19 protein-coding genes are annotated in these 20,048 nt (G+C 71.0%); 5 read left to right on the top strand and 14 right to left on the bottom strand.

The window, feature by feature from the left end; genetic code table 11:
• Positions 1 to 196: 196 nt before the first annotated feature.
• The 4 genes from AC24HA_RS14340 to AC24HA_RS14325 all read right to left on the bottom strand — a co-directional run bounded on the left by AC24HA_RS14340 (position 197) and on the right by AC24HA_RS14325 (position 2,821).
• A complete protein-coding gene (locus AC24HA_RS14340) occupies positions 197 to 1,684 on the bottom strand; it encodes a Rep family protein (protein ID WP_425710284.1) in 1,488 nt (495 codons plus the stop codon).
• Positions 1,681 to 2,088 carry a hypothetical protein gene (locus AC24HA_RS14335; RefSeq protein ID WP_425710283.1) on the bottom strand — a complete coding sequence of 136 codons (408 nt, stop codon included), beginning with the start codon at positions 2,086 to 2,088 and terminating at the stop codon, positions 1,681 to 1,683. Before AC24HA_RS14335 ends, AC24HA_RS14340 begins: the two co-directional genes overlap by 4 nt.
• Positions 2,089 to 2,264: 176 nt before the next feature.
• Positions 2,265 to 2,612 (bottom strand): P-loop NTPase family protein, encoded by a 348-nt coding sequence (locus tag AC24HA_RS14330; protein WP_425710282.1) that lies wholly within the window; start codon positions 2,610 to 2,612, stop codon positions 2,265 to 2,267.
• Positions 2,609 to 2,821, bottom strand: a complete 213-nt coding sequence (locus AC24HA_RS14325) for a helix-turn-helix domain-containing protein (RefSeq protein WP_425710281.1) — start codon at positions 2,819 to 2,821, stop codon at positions 2,609 to 2,611. The genes AC24HA_RS14330 and AC24HA_RS14325 overlap by 4 nt, the downstream gene beginning before the upstream one ends.
• A 144-nt stretch (positions 2,822 to 2,965) precedes the next feature.
• On the opposite strand from AC24HA_RS14325, the gene AC24HA_RS14320 reads away from it, so the two are divergent.
• Both AC24HA_RS14320 and AC24HA_RS14315 read left to right on the top strand, forming a co-directional pair.
• A protein-coding gene (locus AC24HA_RS14320; protein ID WP_487563524.1) for an IS5 family transposase occupies positions 2,966 to 3,863 on the top strand; the annotation gives its coding sequence in 2 pieces (ribosomal slippage) (positions 2,966 to 3,316 and positions 3,318 to 3,863; 897 coding nt in all).
• 157 nt (positions 3,864 to 4,020) lie between these two features.
• The gene (locus AC24HA_RS14315) at positions 4,021 to 5,280 is read left to right on the top strand and encodes a tyrosine-type recombinase/integrase (protein WP_425710047.1); all 1,260 of its coding nucleotides are present in this window, start codon (positions 4,021 to 4,023) and stop codon (positions 5,278 to 5,280) included.
• 373 nt (positions 5,281 to 5,653) lie between these two features.
• Here AC24HA_RS14315 and AC24HA_RS14310 read toward each other — a convergent pair whose 3' ends face one another.
• A complete protein-coding gene (locus AC24HA_RS14310; protein ID WP_425710048.1) occupies positions 5,654 to 6,130 on the bottom strand; it encodes an SRPBCC domain-containing protein in 477 nt (158 codons plus the stop codon).
• Positions 6,131 to 6,272: 142 nt separating this feature from the next.
• On the opposite strand from AC24HA_RS14310, the gene AC24HA_RS14305 reads away from it, so the two are divergent.
• Positions 6,273 to 6,563 carry an ArsR/SmtB family transcription factor gene (locus AC24HA_RS14305; protein ID WP_487563644.1) on the top strand — a complete coding sequence of 97 codons (291 nt, stop codon included), beginning with the start codon at positions 6,273 to 6,275 and terminating at the stop codon, positions 6,561 to 6,563.
• 378 nt (positions 6,564 to 6,941) lie between these two features.
• Here AC24HA_RS14305 and AC24HA_RS14300 read toward each other — a convergent pair whose 3' ends face one another.
• The 9 genes from AC24HA_RS14300 to AC24HA_RS14260 form a co-directional block, all read right to left on the bottom strand.
• A complete protein-coding gene (locus AC24HA_RS14300; protein ID WP_425710050.1) occupies positions 6,942 to 7,097 on the bottom strand; it encodes a hypothetical protein in 156 nt (51 codons plus the stop codon).
• Positions 7,098 to 7,512: 415 nt separating this feature from the next.
• Positions 7,513 to 8,547, bottom strand: a complete 1,035-nt coding sequence (locus AC24HA_RS14295; RefSeq protein WP_425710051.1) for a hypothetical protein — start codon at positions 8,545 to 8,547, stop codon at positions 7,513 to 7,515.
• 133 nt (positions 8,548 to 8,680) lie between these two features.
• Positions 8,681 to 9,631: a carbohydrate kinase family protein gene (locus tag AC24HA_RS14290; protein ID WP_425710052.1), complete on the bottom strand. Its 951-nt coding sequence runs from the start codon at positions 9,629 to 9,631 to the stop codon at positions 8,681 to 8,683.
• A 70-nt stretch (positions 9,632 to 9,701) separates the two neighbouring features.
• A complete protein-coding gene (locus AC24HA_RS14285; RefSeq protein WP_425710053.1) occupies positions 9,702 to 11,141 on the bottom strand; it encodes a plasmid pRiA4b ORF-3 family protein in 1,440 nt (479 codons plus the stop codon).
• Between the two features lie 33 nt (positions 11,142 to 11,174).
• Positions 11,175 to 11,723: a dihydrofolate reductase gene (locus AC24HA_RS14280; protein WP_425710054.1), complete on the bottom strand. Its 549-nt coding sequence runs from the start codon at positions 11,721 to 11,723 to the stop codon at positions 11,175 to 11,177.
• Between the two features lie 2 nt (positions 11,724 to 11,725).
• Positions 11,726 to 12,484, bottom strand: a complete 759-nt coding sequence (locus AC24HA_RS14275; RefSeq protein ID WP_425710078.1) for a thymidylate synthase — start codon at positions 12,482 to 12,484, stop codon at positions 11,726 to 11,728.
• A gap of 288 nt (positions 12,485 to 12,772) precedes the next feature.
• Positions 12,773 to 13,228 (bottom strand): Hsp20/alpha crystallin family protein, encoded by a 456-nt coding sequence (locus AC24HA_RS14270; RefSeq protein ID WP_425710055.1) that lies wholly within the window; start codon positions 13,226 to 13,228, stop codon positions 12,773 to 12,775.
• Between the two features lie 511 nt (positions 13,229 to 13,739).
• Positions 13,740 to 14,549 carry a hypothetical protein gene (locus AC24HA_RS14265; protein ID WP_425710056.1) on the bottom strand — a complete coding sequence of 270 codons (810 nt, stop codon included), beginning with the start codon at positions 14,547 to 14,549 and terminating at the stop codon, positions 13,740 to 13,742.
• Positions 14,546 to 15,013 (bottom strand): OsmC family protein, encoded by a 468-nt coding sequence (locus tag AC24HA_RS14260; RefSeq protein WP_425710057.1) that lies wholly within the window; start codon positions 15,011 to 15,013, stop codon positions 14,546 to 14,548. The genes AC24HA_RS14265 and AC24HA_RS14260 overlap by 4 nt, the downstream gene beginning before the upstream one ends.
• Positions 15,014 to 15,139: 126 nt before the next feature.
• On the opposite strand from AC24HA_RS14260, the gene AC24HA_RS14255 reads away from it, so the two are divergent.
• Positions 15,140 to 16,582 carry a glucose-6-phosphate dehydrogenase gene (locus tag AC24HA_RS14255; protein ID WP_425710058.1) on the top strand — a complete coding sequence of 481 codons (1,443 nt, stop codon included), beginning with the start codon at positions 15,140 to 15,142 and terminating at the stop codon, positions 16,580 to 16,582.
• A complete protein-coding gene (locus AC24HA_RS14250) occupies positions 16,579 to 20,022 on the top strand; it encodes a proline dehydrogenase family protein (protein ID WP_425710059.1) in 3,444 nt (1,147 codons plus the stop codon). Before AC24HA_RS14255 ends, AC24HA_RS14250 begins: the two co-directional genes overlap by 4 nt.
• The last annotated feature ends 26 nt before the right edge of the window (positions 20,023 to 20,048 follow it).

The raw sequence follows: 20,048 nt of genomic DNA, 5'->3' as shown, positions 1-20,048 counted from the left end.
ACCCGCTCTCCGTTGATGTGGTTCCAAACGGGTGGAAGCGGATCGTCTTTAGCCCCGTAAAGACGATCACTCGCTGCGCTCGTGATCGTCCGGGGCCCTCCGGGGGAACCTGTATGGACCATGAGGGCGTCGCCGACCGCGATACGGGTCTCCGGCGACGTCATGATGACCATCGCGGACGAGGTGCTCTCCGTGTTCATGCGGCACCTCCCTCGACGGCTGCGGGCGTCTCGGCAAGAACGATGCCGCGGTCAGCCAGCTGGCTCCTCAACGACCGTGCCCGCTGGCGCTCAGCATGGGCTGAGAATCGACGGGTCTGGTCGATCTCCAAGCCCGCGTCAGGCGACCTGTCCGCGACCTCGCCCAGGACGACGTCCACGGCGAACTCGTGATCGAGGTCCCTGACGGTGACCAACTCCCCGTGGGAGACCCGCACCCGCTCGGAACGAGAGCCATCGACGCGATGGGGAATCGCAATCAACCGTTCCCGGGACACGGTCTGCCCGACCGTGCTGACGGCGTAGTGCGGCTGGCCGTCGATCTTCTTCGCCTCAACCATCAAGGTGATGCGGCGCACGAGCTGATCCAGGGAGTCACCAGTCGAGCGCTTCCCGGGAACGAAGAAGCCGAACTCGACGGGATCGACCGCGACGGCGATGAGGATCAGTCGCGGGGCCGCGTCGCGCTTGTTGGCGTAACGAGCCGAGATGGGGCCGGCCTGGCGCGGATCGAGGAGCTGGAGGAAGTCGGCCCACTCCAAGACCCGGGAGCTGGGCTCGTTCATCATGAAGATCTGCTCGCCGTTGTAATCGTCCGGCCCGTTCTTCGCAGTGGCGCGGAAGATCGGCCAACCCAGGCGAGCAGAGAGTTCCGCGGCGACGGATTCGACCAGGTAGCTCTTGCCCTGATCGCTGGCTCCCATCGCCCAGACGACCGTCTTCTGGAAGATCCCCGCCCGGAGCTTCTCGACCTCGAGGTGCATCTCGCGCTTGGCGCGGTTCTTCAGCGCCAGGTTCACCTTCGCCTCGTTTCGCGTGTAGATGTCCATCAACGTCTTGTCCTTGAGGATGTCCAGCTCGTCGACCTCGCCGTCGAGCACCTTCTGCACGAGGGTGTCGCCCAACTCGTTCCACTCCTTCATCGGGATCGCGGCCTTGCGGCCGATCACGGCGCGGCGGGCCCAGGCATCGCGGTGCTCGGCCTCGATCTCGGCGTAGTCCTTCCCCCGGAGCGTGATGACCTCTTCGACGCCGTACTGATGCTTGTCGGGGTCCTTGGCGTGGATCAGGTAGGCCTGCGCGTTCTCGATGCGACCGCCACGAGGCGGACCCTTCACGACGCTCTTGTCCCAGCCGAAGGCCTGATCCATCGCGGCGCACTGCAGCTTCCCCTCGACCTGCCGCCCGGCGCTCTGCTGGATGATGACGTGGACGTGGTCGTCCTTCGGGCACCCGTCCGCCAGGAGATCCTTGTCGTGCTTGATGATCCAGAACCCTTGGCAGCCGCCGCCCGCTGCTTCGTATCGGCGCAGGACCTCTTCACCGATCGCCCGCGTGTCACCCGAGAGGATCAGTGCCACGTCCCAGCCCGGCCAGTACTCCGGCTTGAGCTGCTGAGTGAATGTCACGTACGCCGGCGGCTTCCGGCCGCTGGGGCCACTCCGCCTCTTCGTTGCCTGGCTCATCGCGACCACCGCCCCACGCGCGCGCCATTGCCTCCATCGCGAACCAAATGGCGCGCGTAATGGCGCGCGTCGGAGGCCCGGTCGAGACTGTGCTGACGGGCCACGGAACGCAGCGCGGCGCGGGTCGAAACCCCTGGATTATGAGGCAGTTCGTAGTGCGGGGGGCTATCGGCAAGCTTGAGCCCCCCGCGCATTGGAACCGGCGCTGCGCGCCATTTGGTAGCAATGGTGGAGCAACTCTTCATCGGCGCGACACGCCGGTGGTCACCAACGGACGGATCGATCTCGCTCTGCTCGTCGAGCGCCAGACCAGGCTCCACGACATGCTCAGGACCGGCCTTCGGCCGGCTGGGGGACAGGCGGTAGGCGCTGGGCGCCTTCGCCGCGGTCGAGGTCACGATCACGCTCGGAGCAGGGCATTCCAAGGCCCTCAACGGGCTTCCTCCCACCCGTGTCGTGGACCAAGACAGATGGGGACGACTCGCGGTCGCGGTCGGGGGTCCTGCGGCACTGGTCGCGTTCGCCATCGACCCACCCATGCCCTCCTGAGGGGCATCGGCATCGAGGGGGACATCTCCCGTCATGGCTTGCTCACCTCCGACCAGCCGGTGGCGTGAGTCATGGCGTTCAGGACGAGCTTGGTGTGCCACTCATCGAGGCCGGTCAGGACCTCCGCCAGGGGGACGGTGCGGTCGAGGTCGACCAATGACGCGGCGATCTGCAGGAGCCGCTGCTCGCCGCCGGAGAGCCATCCGGACTCGTCCACACGGGAGGTATCGAAGTAGGGCCCGTGCTCATCGGTGCGGATCCAAGGTCCGCTGAGCAGAGCTCCATGGACGGACTGGGCCAACAGGTCGATGCCGGCCTCCTCGGTCGGGATACCGGTGGCTCGTTTGCGGAGCTCGATGCTGACGTCGTCGGGGCTCATCGGCGCTCACCACCGGTGGCGGTCTCGAGCTCGCGCAGCCAGGCATCGAGGCTCTCCACGCGGTAGACAATCTTGCGGCCCATCCGTGCGAACGGCGGACCCTCGCCGCGGTGTCGCCACTGCGACAACGTGCCTTCGGTGGTGGCAAGGAAGCCCGCAGCCTCTTTGGCTGAGAGGACGCCGCGGTAGACGAGGGGGGTTTCAGACATGACTCTCCTGCAGGATCGTGCTCTGCAGGTAGAGAACCCGGTGCGCCGTCGCAGGCGATCAAAATCGGGGGAACTACCAGTCGGGAGATGCCCCTAGGGCGTGTCTCCTAACTGGTTGGGGTTGCGGGCGGCAGGGTGGGGGTCATGTCGCGGACTCGTGTGTTGTCGGATGCTGCGTGGGCTCGGATCGAACCGCTGATGCCGGCCCCGTCTCGCAAGGGAGGTCGTCCGTTCCAGGACCACCGCCAGGTCGTGGAAGGGATCGCTTGGCGGTTCCGCACGGGCTCTCCGTGGCGGGACCTGCCCGAGTGCTTCGGACCGTGGCAGACGGTGTGGAAGCGGCACCGCCGGTTCAGTAGCGACGGCACGTGGGACCAGATCCATGCGGTGCTGCTGGCCGAGGCCGACGCGGTCGGGGAGATCGACTGGGCGGTGAGCGTGGACGCCACGGTCAATCGCGCCCATCAGCACGCCACGAACCTCCCGCGGGACACAGGGGGCACCGTCGAACTACACGAATCTGCTCATCGAGCCCGCTAACCACGCAGTCGGACGCTCCCGTGGAGGGTTGAGCACCAAGATCCACCACCTCGTCGATGGCCGCGGGCTTCCGCTGGTCGTGCTGGTGGGCCCGGGCCAGGGCGGTGATGCGCCGATGTTCCCGGTGCTCATGGGCCACCTGCGCGTCGCTCGCTGCGAGTCGGGCCGGCCCAGGACCCGACCAGAGCGGGTCCGCGGGGACAAGGCCTACTCCTCCCGAGCGATCCGTCACCACCTACGCCGGCGCGGGATCGGCGCTGTCATCCCTGAACCGTCCGACCAGCAAGGACACCGCAAACGCCGTGGCCGCAAGGGCGGGCGGCCCGTCACCTACGACATCGAGGACTACAAGGGCCGCAACGTCGTCGAACGCGCCTTCAACGAGGACAAGCAATGGCGTGGCCTGGCCACCCGCTACGACAAGCTCGCCCTGACCTACCGCGGCGGCGCCGTCCTGCGGGCCATCACCCTCTGGCTCAAACGGTTAGGAGACACGCCCTAGCCCTTCATTCTGCTTCGGGCTGCTCTGTCTGTATGACTCCAGATTACACGTGTGTGACTCCCGTATCTAGTGGTGAGTGGGAGTCAATGCACAACATCTTGTGGATAAGAGTCGAATGGCCTTTCTTGAACCTGCGCTCGAGGGCTACGGTCTAAGGATGGGGACGACACGACGCAAGGCAGCCACCACGCGGCTCGAGCCCGGTGAGCACAGCATCGATCGCAACACCCCGACCAGGCGCACCCTGAAGGGGCGCGAGGTCATGGTGCTTGACTGGAGCGTCCGCCTGCACGACGGACGCCTGCTGCCAGACCGTCGCACGCAGGGCGCAACGGCGGCTGAGGTCCGTCGCAAGGCAAAGAGGCGCGCCGACGAGCTGCTGGCCACCGGTGGGCACGCCGTGTGGAAGGGCTCCGACAAGATCGAGCGCTACCTCGACGAGGTCACTGCCCCACTGATCGAGGACGCCGGACGCCCGGCGACGGTGCTCCAGTACCGCCGGGTCCTGAAGATGGTGCGCTCCCGTCTGGCCGGCCATTCCATCGTCTCCGCGTGGCACTACGACGTCCTGACCAGAGCCCTGCACGCTATCGCCTCCGAGCACGGTGCCGAGAGCGCCCGGCAGGCCAGGTCGGTGCTGGGCAAGTACGTCGGTCAACCCATGCAGCGACACCGGCTGGTCGACAAGAACCCCCTCGAGGGAGCGCGGCTGGATCTGAAGAAGAACGCACGCCCGGTTACCAAGCCGAAGGTTGGCGGTCGCGCACTGAACGCCGCCGAGCAGGAACGGGTGATCACCTGGTTGCTGTTCGCCGATCCAGCCCAGGGCGTCGAGCCGCCCAAGCGGGGGCGGTGGACGCTGGCAGATCGGGTCTCGAAGCGTCGGGGCACCATCGATCTGACGATCCTTCAGGCCGGCACCGGGCTGCGGATCAGCGAGGCCCTGCAGATCACCTGCGACCTGCTCTACGTCGGCGACGACGGGGTGCTGAGGGTTAACGTCACCAAGGAGATCGCCAAGACCGGAGTTGCCCGCCAGACCCCGGTGGCCGACCCGCGCATCGAGGCGCACTTGCTGGCGCGACTCAACCGAGCCAGGTCGCCCAAGGAGTTCGTCGTCGGGTCACCTGCGGACCCGATGAAGCGCTGGAGCAGCAGCGGCAACGGTGGTGCTGGCGGGCAGGTGGCCATTCTCTACCGTCGACTGGCCGAGGAGCTCGACATCCCACTGATGGAGCACGCGCGCACGCACTTGTGGCGCACCACCCTCTCGAGCCGGTACGCCGAGGCCGGGGTCGACCGCGAGGACTACTCGGCGGCGCTGGGCCACGACGAGCAGACCAACGAGGCCTCGTACACCGATCGAACCGACACCAGCGCCCTGGTGCAGGCGTATCGCCGCATCCACGCCAGTTGAACATCTACGGGCAAGACTACGGGCTAGATCAGTAATCTACGGTCAAGGCGAGTCACTTCGAGTAAGGAAGCGTGGCCCGAAAACCGTTGATGTGTCGGGCAAAGATGAGGTGTCGGCTCATCGAGGGGAATATTGGTCTCCTAACCCGGAGGTCGCAGGTTCGAATCCTGTCCCCGCTACCACGCGCAAGGCGCCACGAAGGCCCGGACCACATGGTCCGGGCCTTCGTCGTGCGTCAGGTGCCTGCCGGTCGGGTGCGCGCCACCTGCGGCACAGCCGGGACGCCATGCCCGGGCACGCAGCCTCGGCGTCGGCGTCCCCACCGAGTGGTGAGCGGCGAGCGGCGGCAGCGGCCGACGAGCCGCCGGCCGGCTCACACGTAGAAGCCCTCGCGCAGGTTGATGCCGTGCTCCACCCACGCCTTGAGCGCGTTGAGCATGCTCGTCCAGCCCTCGCAGTTGTCGAAAGCGGCGCGGGCGCCGGCCTCCGTGGGCAGCCAGGACTCCTCGGTGATGGTGGCGAGCGTGCGGGAGCCGCCGTCGATCGGCTCGAGCGCGAAGGTCGTCCGCGTGGCTCCGGAGGTGGTGGTGCCCTCGTCGGCCCCCCACTGGATGACGATGCGGTGCGGCGCCTCGCTCTCGAGCACGGTCACCGGGAACCGCCCGGGGAAGTCGGCGAAGTCCCACGTGACGTCGGCTCCGGCGTCGAGCCGGCCGCGTGCGCCGCCGGTGGTGAAGTATCGAGAGAGCTGGTCGGGATCGGCGATGGCCTCGTAGACCTCGGCGCACGGTCGTGCGACACGTCCGGAGACGGTGAACGACAGGTGCTCGGGCGGGTTCTCCATTGACATGTGATAGTTTTACAACATGTTGGCTCGGCGTGACAAGGGGTTGCCCGACATCCGCGACGACATCCGCGACGACATCCGCGACGACGTCGGTGGCGACGTCGGTGAGGGCACCGGTCACGACGCGGGGGACGCGGCCGACGACCTGGTGTTCAAGGCGCTCGCCTCGCCCGCCCGACGGCGCATGCTGGACGCCCTCAAGGAGGCCCCCCGTACCACCGGCGAGCTGTGCGCGGCCGTGTCCTTCCTCGACCGCACCACGGTGCTGCAGCATCTACGGGTGCTCGAGAGGGCAGGGCTCGTCACGGGACGCAGGGTCGGCCGGGAACGTCACCTCGCCCTCGCGCCGATGCCCATCCGGCGCATCCACGACCGGTGGATCAGCTCCTACATGCGTGCCGCGGTCGACCTGCTCGACGAGCTCGGTGCCGAGTGATCGGGCCAGGCTGCGTGGAGCCTGGACGTGGTTCGTTGCTACAGGCGCCGCCCGCGGAGCAGGCGCGTCACGATCCCGCCGATGCCGCGACCGCCGGCGCGTGGACCACCTGCCCTCGGCGCCGCCGGGCCGGCGCCGGGTCCGGGGCGGGTCGTGCGGCGAAGGAGTCGAGCTATGCGGCCGAGAATCATCGTTCGCTCCGATCAATGGTCGGTGGGGCCCGTGCACCTTAAGCCTGAGGTCCCGTGTTCGGCGCGGTGAACCTGTGCGGGCTGCCTCGGCCACCTGCGCGTTGCCCGCCGTGCGACGAGCCTGGTGCGGCACCTCCGAGGCCGGCCTCGTCGTCGTCGGTCCGTGCCGGCAGCATCTCGGAGATGGTTACCGGAACCACGCCCGGCGCATGAGGCGGGACGTGAACCGGCCGAGGAAGCGGTTACCGATCCGCCGTCCGATCCGGCCGCGCTTCACGGCGTTCACGTCACGGACGGTGCGGTTCGTGAGGTGCAGGAACCGGGACAGCTTGTTGAGGCTCATCGTGTGCTCCGTTCGGGGTGCGCTCTCGCGACCGTATCCGGCATGAGGGACATGGGGAGCGGATGAGTCCGAGATGTCGGGACCTGGGGGTGAGCGGGTGCGCCAGGTCGTCGGCGAGCCGCACGTCGATCTCCGTGACGACCACGCGGCTCACGTGCGCCAGCACGGCGGCGTACACCTGACCCCGCCCATGACCCAGCCGCCCTCGCCGGCGAGGCGGAGCGCCTCGGCGAGATCCGACGTCGCGGCCCTCGAGCGTGGTCAGCAGGATTGGTCGCTATTGACCATCCAGGGGACCTGGACCCCTACCTGCAGCCAGCTACTCCGGGCGCATCCCGCAGCAGGAGCTGACGACTTACCAGCGGGCTGACCGTGATGTCCTGGCTAAGGACCGCCACATACTTCAACTACGCTGTCAGGTGTCGAGAATGTGCATCCGGATGCGGGTGATGTCCTCGACCTTCGTCTCGCGACGGGGGATCTCGTCCAGTACCCGGCTGCCGGCGCGGTCCACGAGGAGTACTCGGTGGGAGTCGATGAGCAGCCCGGGCACCACGAGATCACGGACGTATCCCCTGAGCTGTGCGAACTGCTTCGTGCTTGTCCAGTCGCCGTCCGTGGGGGCTGGGGCCGCGATCTTGACCTCCACCACGGCGAGCGGCTGCTCGTCTCGCAGCACTGCGTAGTCGACCTGCTTGCGGCCGACCCTGAACTGACGAACCAGGTCGAGACCAGTCCCCTCGAGCACCTGCCGGAGCAGCGGCTCGACAACGTACCGTTCGACCGTCGCCTCGAGCCCGAGCGCTCCCGAAGCGATCGTGCGCCACCTGTCCAGGTCGAAGACGCTGGGATCGGGCAGTTCGGGATCGCCGGACGGAGGCCTGATGATCCTCTCGAGCTCAGCTTGGTCCGCAGTCCTCGCGGCACGGAACTGCAGCCGTTCGATGACCTCAGGACGGAGGTACTTGCCGGACTGTCCCTGCATGACGAGGGCGGAGTCCGACGCGCGGCGGAGGTCGGACAGGGGGATCGGCTCGATCTCGACGGGTGCCGTGAGATACGTCCAGTGCTGCGCCCTGCCGGCAGGAGAGTCACCTTCGACCTCCAGGTCGGTCGAGAAGAATGACTCGCTCGCCGTGCGCGCGACGAACCGGACCTCCTTGTACGGAGTGGTGAGGTAGATGAGCGCGAGGTCTCCGGGCTGAGCACGCTGGTTCGAGGTCCACATGAGTTCAGCACCTGCCCGTCGATAGCTGGCGAGACTCCGGGTGTCGAGAAGTGCGTCCGACGCGCCGAGCAGCAGCCAGGCGTTCATGGGCTCGGTCTCGACCGGCGCCAGCGGATCGATGGCCGACCGTCCGCGTGGAGCCCGGCGGACCCGGTTCCCGGTCCGTACGAGACCGTGCTGGTCGTGGGAGTCGGCCAGGCTTCGACGAAGGCGCTTCCTCATGGTGACGATTATTCCTGAGGGGTCTGACATCTGATTGCTGCCAGCACGAGCGAGGCCGTGACGTGGCGAGCGGATGCCTTCAGAGGGATCCACTCGAGCGGTCAGGACTCCACCCGCGCCGAAAGTGGCACGATCACGCCGCCGGGATCTGCTTCCGGAACGCGTTCGCCTGCTCGTAGGACTCCAGGCCGGCATCGGAACCGAGCCCGGTGGCCACGAGCGACCCGCACGCCATGCCCAGGCGAGCGGCCTCAGCGACGGGCTCCCCGTCGAGCAGCCCCCGGATGAATCCGGCGGCGAAGGCGTCCCCGCATCCGGTGGTGTCGACGACGTCGACGGTCGTCGTCGGGTAGCGCACGTCGATGCTGTCCTTGGTGCTGATCGAGACGCCCTCGGCGCCGAGGGTGATGATCGCTGTGCCCACGCCGCGGTCGAGGAACCAGCGGGCGGCGTCGGCGTATGTGTCGGCGCCGGTCAGCAGCAGGGAGTCGTCGTCCGACGGCAGGATGTAGTCGATCAGCGGCAGGATCGGGTCGAGGGCTGCATGGTCGGACTCGCCGCCGTCGGTCGGCAGGAGGTCCACGGTGACGGTGATCCCGCGGTCCTTCACGCGGCGGAGGAACTCGACCGACGCGTCGCCGTCGATCCCGGGCATGAGCCCGACGCCGCCGAGGTGGACGTGCTCGATCCCCTCGAGGATCTCCTCGCCGAGGTCGTCTGGGGTGATGTGACCGTTGGCGCCCACCACGTGCAGGGCCGGGCGCGAGCCGTCGCGACGGATGTTGAGCATCGAGGCGGACGTCGGGGCGTCGCCCGAGGCGCGCAGGCCGCTCACATCGACACCCTCGTGGGTCATCTGATCGCGGACGAACTGGCCGAGGGCGTCCTCGCCGACGACCCCGGTGGTCGCGATCGGTACCCCGAGGCGGGCGAGGTTGACAGCAGGGGCGGCGGCGGTGCCGGCCACCGTCAGCTTGATCTCGTCGAGCAGCGTGAGGCCCTGCCCGTCGGGGATCGCCTCGACGTAGCGGCCGAGGACGTCGGCGATGTGCAGGCCGATGGTGCGGACTCGAGCGGTGCTCATGGTGACTCCTGGGCATCGTTGGACGGAGAATCCGCGCTCTGTGGCGCGGATTCTCGAGTGTACGAGCAGGTCAGCGGTGTGTGGCCGCGCCCACGCTTCGGCTCGTGCCCAGCAGCGTGTCCCGCGCCAGGGCGCCGGCGGCCGCACCGACGGGCCGGTCGCCGAGGAGGCTGCGATGCTCCTGCGGACGGCCCCCGAGGACCATGTTGCGCAGGACCGTCGATGCGGGCAGCCAGCGCACGTCGTAACCGTCCGTCGCGGTGCCGTCGTCGTGGACCCAGCCGAGGTCGCCGAGGAGGGACCCCACGACGTCGTAGGCGGGGGGTCGGTCGGGCGTGGCCGCGGCGTGTGCGAGCAGCAGGAGCGTGGCCGTCGCGTCGAACCCGGTCCCGGCAGGGACCAGACGCGTCGCGAGGTGCTCCCACAGGAGGCGCGGGTCGTTCTGTGCCGCGCGGCCTGCATTCGTCAGGTGCAGCTCTCCATTGACGGTGCGCAGGAGGCCGTGGGTGCGCAGGGTCCGGCGCAGCTCGAGCAGCGGGATCGCGTGGGACTCGCGGTTGTTCGCACCGATCCACTCCCACAGTGTCGGGACCAGAGGGGCCACCGCCATGACGTCGCCCGGCCGCAGGTAACCGGCCGACGTCAGCCGGATCGGCTCGTCGGCCGCGCGGTCGAGGAACCAGCGATGGGGGGTCAGGGCGTCGGCGAGCTGAGCGTCGGTGAGTGCGCTCGGTGACTCCAGCGCGTCGGCGACGGCGCCGGCCAGCCCGCGGGTCGGCGGGAACGACTCCGTCGCCACCAGCAGGTCGACCAGGCGCGGGTCCGCCCGGAGGCCCGTGAGCCGGAGCGGCGGGGAGGCGAACGACGCGTCGACGGCCGCGACGTCCAGGTGATCCGGGTCGTCGAGGACCAGCGCGAGCGCCGCGCGGTCCACGGCCCCACCGGAGTCTTCGGGCGGCGCAGCCCGTTCGCCGTCGACGAACCGGGCGACCGGCGACCCGGGCTCGACGTCGAGGACCGCCGACAGCACGACGGTTACCTCCCACGAGTCGCCGTAGTCGTAGACGTAGCGCAGCACGTCGGCCGGCTCCTGCAGCGTCTCGTCGAGCCGGACGTCGGCCGCCGGGCTCCCGTCGTCGTCGGGCTCCTTCTCCTCGAGGTCGAACGGGCACAGGAACAGCTGGCTGTCGAGGTCGAACGGGTAGCCGCCGAGGGAGAACCGGTGGAGATGACGGTCCTCCCAGCCGAACGCCGCCTGGATCACGCGGTGCGCCGCATCGAGGGTGAGGTCGGACCGGACGTCGACCAGGCGCCAGATCGGTGGGTCGGACTGGTCGAGGTGCAGCAAGAGCCGGAAGGTGCGGGCCTCCTGCCGGGGTGGGCGGCGATGCTCGGGGCGCCCGGTGGCAGGTGCGTCGGGGCGGGGCCGACGGCGGACGGCCTGAAGCCTCGACCGGTCGCCGGCGCGGAGCTGGTCGAGGAGGGTGCTCGGACGGAGGGCATCTGCCATCGCACGAAACTATGCACCAGGGGCGCGCTCTGCCTACCGCCGGTGCAGCTCGCGGAACCGGTATCGCGCGCCCGACGACGACACGTGCCAGCCCTCGGCCGGCTCACGGCGCACCTCGGTCCACTCACCGGGGTCCAGGGTCGGCGCTCGCACGAGCGTCGGGTCGTCGCCGAGCCGCACGTCGATCTCCGTGACGACCAGGCGGCTCACGTGTGGCAGCGCGGCGGCGTACACCTGGCCCCCGCCCATGACCCAGCCGTCCTCCCCGGCGAGGCGGAGCGCCTCGGCGAGGTCCGACGTCGTCGTCGCGCCGGGGAAGCGCGCCGGGTCACCCGAGGTGAGGACGACGTTGAGCCGGCCCGGCAGCGGGCGGAACCGCTCCGGGAGTGAGTCCCACGTGCGCCGGCCCATGACGACCGCGTGCCCGCGCGTGGTGGCGCGGAAGTGGGCGAGATCCTCGGGCACGTGCCAGGGCATCGAGGTGCCGTCGCCGATGACGCCGTCGAGGGACTGGGCCCAGATCGCGCCGAGCCCCGGGGCGGACCGCCCGTCGCCTGTCGCGGCGTGCTCGCCGAGAGACATGCTCAGACGGCGACCGGCGCCTTGATGGCCGGGTGGTGCTCGTAGCCCTCGACCGTGACGTCGCCGATCTCGTGCTCGAAGATCGACCCGCGCGGGGCGAGCCGCAGGGTGGGGAAGGGGTGGGGTTCCCGCGTCAGCTGCTCGGTGACCTGCTCGACGTGGTTGTCGTAGACGTGGCAGTCGCCGCCGGTCCAGATGAAGTCGCCGACCTCGAGGCCGACCTGCGCGGCGACCATGTGGGTGAGCAGCGCGTAGGAGGCGATGTTGAACGGGACGCCGAGGAAGAGGTCGGCGCTGCGCTGGTAGAGCTGGCAGGACAGCTTCCCGTCGGCCACGTAGAACTGGAACATCACGTGGCACGGCATCAGCGCCATCTTGTCGAGCTCGGCCACGTTCCAGGCCGAGACCACCATCCGGCGCGAGTCGGGGTTCGTGCGTAGCTGCTCGAGCACGGCGGAGATCTGGTCGACGTGGCTGCCGTCGGGTGTGGGCCAGGAGCGCCACTGCACGCCGTAGACGGGACCGAGGTCGCCGTCCTCGCCGGCCCACTCGTTCCAGATGCGGATGCCGTTGTCCTGCAGCCACCGCACGTTGGAGTCGCCCGCGAGGAACCAGAGCAGCTCGCCGACGATCGACCTCAGGTGCACCTTCTTGGTCGTGATGAGCGGGAACCCCCGGGACAGGTCGAAGCGCAGCTGGTGTCCGAAGATCGAGCGCGTCCCCGTGCCCGTGCGGTCCGACTTGCGCGTGCCGGTCTCCATGACCAGGCGGAGCAGGTCCTCGTAGGCGGTGCTGACGGTCGAGGGGGCTGTGGTGGTCACCAGTGCATCGTAGGCGCCCGACGACGCCGGCCCACGGTGGCGTGCGCGACCGCGTCGTGCCTGCCGGGGCGCGTGCCCTGGCCGGGCCTCGCGGGGAGGTCCACGCACGACGACGGCCGGAGGCGTGTGCATCCGGCCGTCGTCGTGGAGCCGGGCCGTCCCCGGGGTCCGGGTCGGGCCCAGGTGTGGGCGTCAGGCCCGGGCGTGGGTCAGGCCCGTGAGTGGGCGTCAGGCCCGGGCGGCGGCCGCCTCGGACGACGTGGCGTCGATCGGGGTGGCACCGGCGCCGTGCGTGACGGTGATCTTGCGGGCCCGGTTCTCCTCGGCGACGGGGATCGTCAGCGAGAGCACGCCGTCGGTGTAGGTGGCCTCGATGCGGTCGAGGGCCACGCCGTAGCCGAGCGTGAGCTGGCGGGCGAACGTGCCCGACGGGCGCTCGTGGGTCAGCCACTCGGCGTCCTCGGGGGCACCCGCGGTGCGCTCGGCGCGGACGGTGAGGGTGCGGTCCTCGACGTCGACGTCGATCGATGCCGGGTCCACGCCGGGCAGGTCGATCGTGGCGACGTAGGAGTCGCCCGTGCGGTACAGGTCCAGCGGCATCCCGGGCGAGCTGGGCGACTGGCGCATCGGGTTGAGCATGCGCTCGAGCTCGCGGAACGGGTCTGCGGTGCGGTAGGTGGCCATGAGTGGTGTCCCTCCTTGGTCGGGGCCGGGTGGGTCGCCCGGCGTCATGACTCCATTGTTGCCGCCCTGAGCGGTCCAGGTCAGTAAAGTTGAGCCATGTTCGCTCAAGGCTGACGGCCTGGCTGTGGCACCGTTCGTCGAGGGCGCGGATCGTCGTCGAGGACGCGGTGTGTTTCCCAGGGCGCGGATCGTCGTCGAGGACGCGGTGTGTTTCCCAGGGCGCGGATCGTCGTCGAGGACGCGGTGTGTTTCCCAGGGCGCGGATCGTCGTCGAGGACGCGGTGTGTTTCCCAGGGCGCGGTTGGTCGCCGAGCGCGCGGTCGACCTGCTGAGGGCGCGGTGTGCGGCCGAGCGCGCGGTTGACCTACCGAGTGGAGGTCCGGCGGCCGTCCACTCGGTGCGTCGATCGCGCCCTCAGTGGCAGACCGCGCTCTCGGCGAGGAGTAGGCGGAGCAGGCGGCGCGGCTCGGCGCGGCTCGGCCGGGCCCGGTGGGGGTGCTGTCGGCCGGCGTTACTCCTGATCGGCGAACAGCTCCGGCGGCGGTCCGAACGCGGTGCGGGTGCCTTCGACGACGTCGCGCCCGAGCGCGCGGGCGCCCCGGTAGCCCAGCACCATGCCGACGCCGAACGGGGCGAGGCGGCCGAGGGCGAGCCGGAGGCCACGATTCGCGCCGGCCCGGGCGAGCTGCGCCGTGAGCGCGCGGTTGAGGGACCGCACGCTGCCGGACGAGAGCTGGCCGAGTGCCGTGCGCGCCCAGCCGAGCCCGCTGAGCCCGAGCTCACCGGACACGACCCGGGCCCCCTCCTCGCCGAGCAGGGCGGAGAGCAGCAGGGAGCGGCGCTTCTCCAGGTCGTCGACGTGGACACCGTGCACCTCGGCGACGGCGAGCACGTAGCGCGCCGAGGCGTCGACGAACGCGGCCATCTGGGCGCTCGTCATTCCCACGGCGACGGCCGTGCCGAGGACGGGGAACGCGGCCGTCGCGCCGACCGCACCGCCCAGGCGCGAGACCGACCGGACGTAGTCGCGCTCGAGATGACGCAGCAGCCGCTCGGGACTCGGCCGCCACATGCGCTCGCGCGTCTTGCGCACCTTGGTCCGGGCGCGGCGCCCCTCGACCCGGATCGCGGCGTCGACCATGCGCCGGAAGCGTCCCGGCGTGACGACGTCGTCGTCCGGGGTCTCGACGTCCGCGCTCACGTCGTCGGCGTTCTCGACGTCCGCGCTCACGTCGTCGGGGATCTCGTCGTCGGCGTTCTCGACGTCCGCGCTCACGTCGTCGGGGATCTCGTCGTCGGCGTTCTCGACGTCCGCGCTCACGGCGCCGGGGCCCCTGCTGCGCTGTCGGTCACCGTCAGGGTCGTGCGGGCGCCGGCGCGCAGCGTGCGACCGACGGTGCACTGCCGCTCGATCGCCTTGTCGATCCGCTCGAGGAGCCGGTCGCGCGCACCTTCCTCGAGCCCGCCCACCCCGAGCGCGAGGTCGACGTGCAGGTCGGTGTACCGGTTCTCCGCCGAGTCCTTCTCGCGGCGGACGCGCGTGACGACCTCCGCGTCGTCGCCGAGAGCGTGGGCGATCCGGTGGTCGGCGGACAGCGCCTCGCACGCCGCGAGGGCGATCTGCAGCAGCTCGCCGGGCGTGAAGGCCCCGGGCGCGCCGTCGCCGCCGATCCGCACGCTCGCGCCCCGGGCGTTCGTGCCGGTCGCCGTGCGCACCCCGGTGCGCGTGACCGTGAGGTCCGGGTCGTCGTCGGGCTGTGCCGTGGCGGGGAGGGGATCGGTCATGACGACGATCGTGGCACGCGTGGGCCCGCCGTGCGCGGCCGGGGCTCGGCGCGCTGTGCTTCGTGGGCCCGCCGTGCGCGGCCGGGGCTCGGCGCGCGGCACGTACGCGTGCTCTAGGTTGGTGACGTGAACGTAAGCCGCGCCAGTGCCGCAGACATCTCCACCCCCAAGGCCGTCATCATCGTGCTGTACGGCGCGTCCGGGGACCTGGCCCACCGCATGGTGATTCCCGCGATCGCCGAGATCCGCACGCGTGGACTCATGCCGGAGAGCTGGGCGATGGTCGCCTCGGCGCGCGAACCGCTGACCGACGACGAGTTCCGGGGCCGGGTGCGGGAGAGCCTCGCGGAGAGCAGCGGCGGACTGCCGGAGGACGCCGAAGAGATCCTCACGCACATGTACTACGCCTCGGGCCGCTTCGGCCCGCGGGACGAGTCCGAGCTGCCGGAGATGCTCGACCGCCTCTACCGCGACATGTGGTCCACGGCGGGCCAGGAGCCTCTCGTCATCCACTTCCTCGCGGTCCCGCCCAGCGGGTTCCGTTCGGTCACGGAGGGCCTGAAGGTCCACGACCTCGTCACCGAGTCCACCAGGGTGGTCTTCGAGAAGCCCTACGGGACCGACCTGAAGAGCTTCGAGCAGCTCGACCGGGACGTCAAGGAGGTCCTGGCGGAGGAGCAGATCTTCCGGATCGACCACTTCCTCGGCAAGGAGGGCGTCCAGACGATCTACGTCCTGCGATTCGCCAACCACCTGTTCGGGTCGGAGTGGTCCCGGCACTCGGTCTCGCAGGTGCAGATCGACGTCCCGGAGGACCTCGACGTCGCGGACCGCACGGACTTCTACGAGCAGACCGGCGCCGCGCTCGACATGCTCGTCACCCACCTGTTCCAGGTCCTCGGCCAGGTCGCGATGGACCCGCCGTTCGACATCCGCAACCCGGAGCAGATCCTCGCCGAGCGGGAGCGGGCCCTGCGCGCGCTGCGGCTCGACCCGGCGGAGGTCGTCCTCGGGCAGTTCGAGGGCTACCGCGACCTCGAGGGGGTGCCCGACGACTCCACGCAGGACACGTTCGTCGCGGCCCGCGTCTGGGTGGACACCGACCGGTGGCGAGGGGTCCCGTTCCTCCTGCGCACCGGCAAGCGGATGGCCCTCAAGGCCCAGCGCATGACCCTCGTGCTGCGCCGCCCGGACGGCCCGCTGTTCGACGAGGACCTCGAGCCCAACACGATCGAGGTCAACTTCGCCGGCGCCGGCGCGGTCTCGCTCAACATCGCGGTGAAGAAGCCCGGACCGGAGTTCACCTTCTCCTCCGGCCGCGCCCGTCTAGACCTCAACGACGTCCCGCTGAGCGAGGCGCTGAGCCCCTACGCGTCGCTGATCCACGACGTGCTCACCGGCGACCGCTCCCTGTTCACCACCGCGGACGGCCTGCGCGCCGCGTTCGAGGCCTTCGCCCCGCTGCAGGGCGACGAGCGCCCCGATCCGCAGCCCTACGCGCCCGGCTCGTGGGGTCCCGCCGCCGCAGCAGAGCTCGCCTTCCCCCACCGGTGGATGCTCGGACAATGACAGAGGCAGCCCCGGTCGACGACGCGGTCGAGCTCGCCCGCACCTGGGCCGAGGCGAGCGCCGAGGGGGAGCGTCCCGAGGAGCGGGCCGCCACACGTCGCCTGGCCGACCTGCTCGCCGACCCGGGAGGGCTCGACCTCGCGGTGCGCTTCGTCGACCGGGTCGCCCGGCCCGAGGACGTCACCGTGGCCGCGCGCGAGCTCGCCCGCATCGGCTCCGGGGCGGACGCCGCCTTCCTGTCGGGGTTGGACCGGACGCTCCTGCGTGCCGGGGCCCTCGTCGGCCGGCTCGCGCCCGGCGTCGTCGTCCCGCTCGCCCGGCGGCGCCTGCGCCAGATGGTCGGCCATCTCGTCGTCGACGACACCGACCAGGCGCTGACCGAGCGCCTGGCTCGCGCGGCGGGCGACGGGGAGCGCCTCAACCTCAACCTGCTCGGTGAGGCGGTCCTCGGCGAGGAGGAGGCGTCGGACCGCGCGCGGCGCACCCTCGAGCTCGTCTCGCGCCCGGACGTCGAGCACGTCTCGGTCAAGGTCTCCACGCTCGTCCCGCAGATCTCCACCTGGGACACCGAGGGCACGGTCCAGCGCGTCGGCGAGCGGCTGCGCCCCGTCTACCGCGCCGCGCTGGCCCGGGACCCGCACGTGTTCGTCAACCTCGACATGGAGGAGTACCGGGACCTCGACGTCACCGTGGAGGCGTTCACCGCGATCCTCGCCGAGGAGGAGTTCACCGGCCTGTCCGCCGGGATCGTCCTGCAGTCCTACCTGCCCGACTCCTCGCCCGCGCTCGACCGGCTCCTCGCCTTTGCCCGCGGCCGCCGCGACGCCGGGGGCGCGCCGGTCGGCATCCGCCTGGTCAAGGGCGCGAACCTGTCGATGGAGCGCGTCCAGGCCGAGGTGCGCGGCTGGCCCCAGGCGCCGTTCACCACCAAGGCCGAGACCGACGCCGCCTACCTGCGCCTGCTCGAGCGCGCCCTGCGCCCGGAGAACGTCGGTGCCGTGCGGATCGGCGTGGCCTCGCACAACCTCTTCCACGTCGCCCACGCCCACCTGCTCGCCGGGGAGCGGGGCGTCACCGGGATGATCGACGTCGAGATGCTCCAGGGCATGGCGCCGGCGCAGGCCCGCGCCGTCGCCGCGGACGCCGGACGGATCGTCCTGTACACGCCGGTCGTCGCGCCGAAGGACATGGACTCCGCCATCGCCTACCTCGTGCGCCGCCTCGAGGAGTCCGCCGCCCCGGAGAACTTCGTCCACGCGTTCGCCACCGGCGACCCCGGCGCGCTCGACGGCCAGGAGGACGACTACCGGGCCGCCGCCCTGGCGGCGGCCGCGCCCGCACCGCCACCGCGCCGCACCGGTACCCCCGTCCGCTCCGCGCAGCGGTTCGTCCAGGCCGTCGACACCGACCCGGCGCTCGCCGCCTCGCGGGTGTGGGCGGCCGAGCACGTCGCCGCCCCCCGGCGCGAGCCCACCTCCCCGGTCCCGTCGACCACCGGGGCGATCGACGACGCCGTCGCCCGCGGCCTCGACGCGCGCGCCTCGTGGGCGGCGCTCGAGCCGGGGGAGCGGGCCGCCGTGCTGCGCGGCGCGGCCGACGCGCTGGAGGCCAGGCGTGGGGAGCTCGTCGGGCAGGCGGCCGCCGAGGCGGGCAAGGTGATCGACGAGTCCGACCCGGAGATCTCCGAGGCGGTCGACTTCGTCCGCTACTACGCCGACCGTGCCGAGGACCTCGGGCTGTTCGCCGACCACCTCGACACCGACGGCGCCCGGTTCGTGCCCGACCGGCTCGTCGTCGTCACGCCGCCGTGGAACTTCCCCGTGGCCATCCCCACCGGAGGAATGACCGCCGCGCTCGCCGCGGGGTCGGCCGTCATCGTCAAGCCCGCGCCCCAGACCCCGGTCCTCGCCGAGATCGTCGTCGAGACGCTGCGCACCGCGCTCGCCGACGCCGGCCTGGACCCCGACGTCCTGCAGGTGCTGCGGGCGCGGGAGAACGAGGTGGGCCGGCGGCTCGTCACCCACGAGGACGTCGACCGGGTGATCCTCACCGGCGGTACCGACACCGCGCGGCTGTTCGCCGGCTGGCGGACCGACCGCGCGGGCGGGCACGGCGTGCTCGCGGAGACCTCTGGGAAGAACGCCATGGTGGTCACGGCCTCCGCCGACTACGACCTCGCCGTCGCCGACCTCGTGCGCTCGGCGTTCGGCCACACCGGCCAGAAGTGCTCGGCAGCCTCCGTCGCGGTGCTCGTCGGACAGGCCGGGACCAGCGAACGGTTCCGGCGCCAGCTCGTCGATGCCGTGGGGTCGCTGCGGGTCGGCACTCCGGACGACCTGGGCGTGACGACCGGGCCCCTCACAGAGCCCGCCGCCGGACGCCTCCTGCACGCGCTCACCGAGCTCGACGAGGGCCAGACCTGGCTCGTGCGACCACGGCGCCTCGACGGCGAGGGGCGGCTCTGGTCACCCGGCGTCCTCGACGGCGTCCAGCCGGGCTCCCGCGCGCACCTCACCGAGTTCTTCGGCCCCGTCCTCGCGCTCGTGCGCACCGAGACGCTCGACGAGGCGATCGAGGTCGTCAACGCCACCGACTTCGGCCTCACCTCCGGACTGCACTCCCTCGACGGCGAGGAGATCGAGCGGTGGGCGGAGGGGATCGATGCCGGGAACCTCTACGTCAACCGGCACAGCACGGGCGCGATCGTGCGCCGGCAGCCCTTCGGCGGCTGGAAGGACTCCAACGTGGGCCCGGGCGCGAAGGCCGGCGGACCCAACTACGTCACCCAGCTCGGCAGCTGGGTCGAGGACGGCCTGCCCTCGCGCCTGGCTGAGCCCGAGCCCCGCGTGCGCGCGGCGCTCGCCGACCTCACCGGCATCGTCCCCGTCCAGCCCGAGCGCCGGTGGCTGCGCGCCGCCGTCGGCTCGGACGCGCACGCCTGGGCGAACGACCTCGGCCTCGCTCACGACCCGACCGGGCTGGCGGCCGAGTCCAACGTCCTGCGCTACCGTCCGCTGCCCGTGCTCCAGGTGCGGGCCGGGCCGGACGCGCGGACGGTCGACCTCGTGCGCCTCCTGCTGGCCGGCGAGCTGACGGGGACGCTCGTGCGGGTCTCGCTGCACCCGGACCTGTCCGCCCGGCTCAAGGGCTGGGCCACCGAGGGCGAGCCCGCCCGACGGGCGCTGCGCCGGCTCACCGAGCACGTCTCCGCCGTCGAGACGGCGCAGGACCTCGCCGCGCGACTGGCCGGCGGGCGCGGGCGCGTGCGCGTGCTGGGCTCGGAGCGGGCCGAGCTCGGGGACCTGCTCGCCGACGTCCGGTACCACGTGTCCGTGGCACCCGTGCTGGCGACCGGGCGTCGCGAGCTGCTCGGGATGCTGCGCGAGCAGGCGGTCTCGACCACCCGCCACCGCCTCGGCCACCTGCCCGCCGAGGCGTAGGGCCGCGTCGGCGGCGCCCGGTCCGC

This window comes from Georgenia sp. Z1491 (assembly GCF_057652395.1).
The sequence above is the reverse complement of the archived record's forward strand: the minus strand, read 5'-3'. Positions and strand labels throughout refer to the sequence as shown.

Excerpts from the sequence above, each read along its gene's own strand:
- AC24HA_RS14290 (WP_425710052.1), bottom strand. The coding sequence starts at position 9,631 with ATGAGCACCGCTCGAGTCCGCACCATCGGCCTGCACATCGCCGACGTC.
- AC24HA_RS14295 (WP_425710051.1), bottom strand. The coding sequence starts at position 8,547 with ATGAGGAAGCGCCTTCGTCGAAGCCTGGCCGACTCCCACGACCAGCAC.
- AC24HA_RS14285 (WP_425710053.1), bottom strand. The coding sequence starts at position 11,141 with ATGGCAGATGCCCTCCGTCCGAGCACCCTCCTCGACCAGCTCCGCGCC.
- AC24HA_RS14270 (WP_425710055.1), bottom strand. The coding sequence starts at position 13,228 with ATGGCCACCTACCGCACCGCAGACCCGTTCCGCGAGCTCGAGCGCATG.
- AC24HA_RS14280 (WP_425710054.1), bottom strand. The coding sequence starts at position 11,723 with ATGTCTCTCGGCGAGCACGCCGCGACAGGCGACGGGCGGTCCGCCCCG.
- AC24HA_RS14330 (WP_425710282.1), bottom strand. The coding sequence starts at position 2,612 with ATGAGCCCCGACGACGTCAGCATCGAGCTCCGCAAACGAGCCACCGGT.
- AC24HA_RS14310 (WP_425710048.1), bottom strand. The coding sequence starts at position 6,130 with ATGTCAATGGAGAACCCGCCCGAGCACCTGTCGTTCACCGTCTCCGGA.
- AC24HA_RS14275 (WP_425710078.1), bottom strand. The coding sequence starts at position 12,484 with ATGGAGACCGGCACGCGCAAGTCGGACCGCACGGGCACGGGGACGCGC.
- AC24HA_RS14250 (WP_425710059.1), top strand. The coding sequence starts at position 16,579 with ATGACAGAGGCAGCCCCGGTCGACGACGCGGTCGAGCTCGCCCGCACC.
- AC24HA_RS14300 (WP_425710050.1), bottom strand. The coding sequence starts at position 7,097 with ATGAGCCTCAACAAGCTGTCCCGGTTCCTGCACCTCACGAACCGCACC.
- AC24HA_RS14325 (WP_425710281.1), bottom strand. The coding sequence starts at position 2,821 with ATGTCTGAAACCCCCCTCGTCTACCGCGGCGTCCTCTCAGCCAAAGAG.
- AC24HA_RS14315 (WP_425710047.1), top strand. The coding sequence starts at position 4,021 with ATGGGGACGACACGACGCAAGGCAGCCACCACGCGGCTCGAGCCCGGT.
- AC24HA_RS14260 (WP_425710057.1), bottom strand. The coding sequence starts at position 15,013 with ATGACCGATCCCCTCCCCGCCACGGCACAGCCCGACGACGACCCGGAC.
- AC24HA_RS14340 (WP_425710284.1), bottom strand. The coding sequence starts at position 1,684 with ATGAGCCAGGCAACGAAGAGGCGGAGTGGCCCCAGCGGCCGGAAGCCG.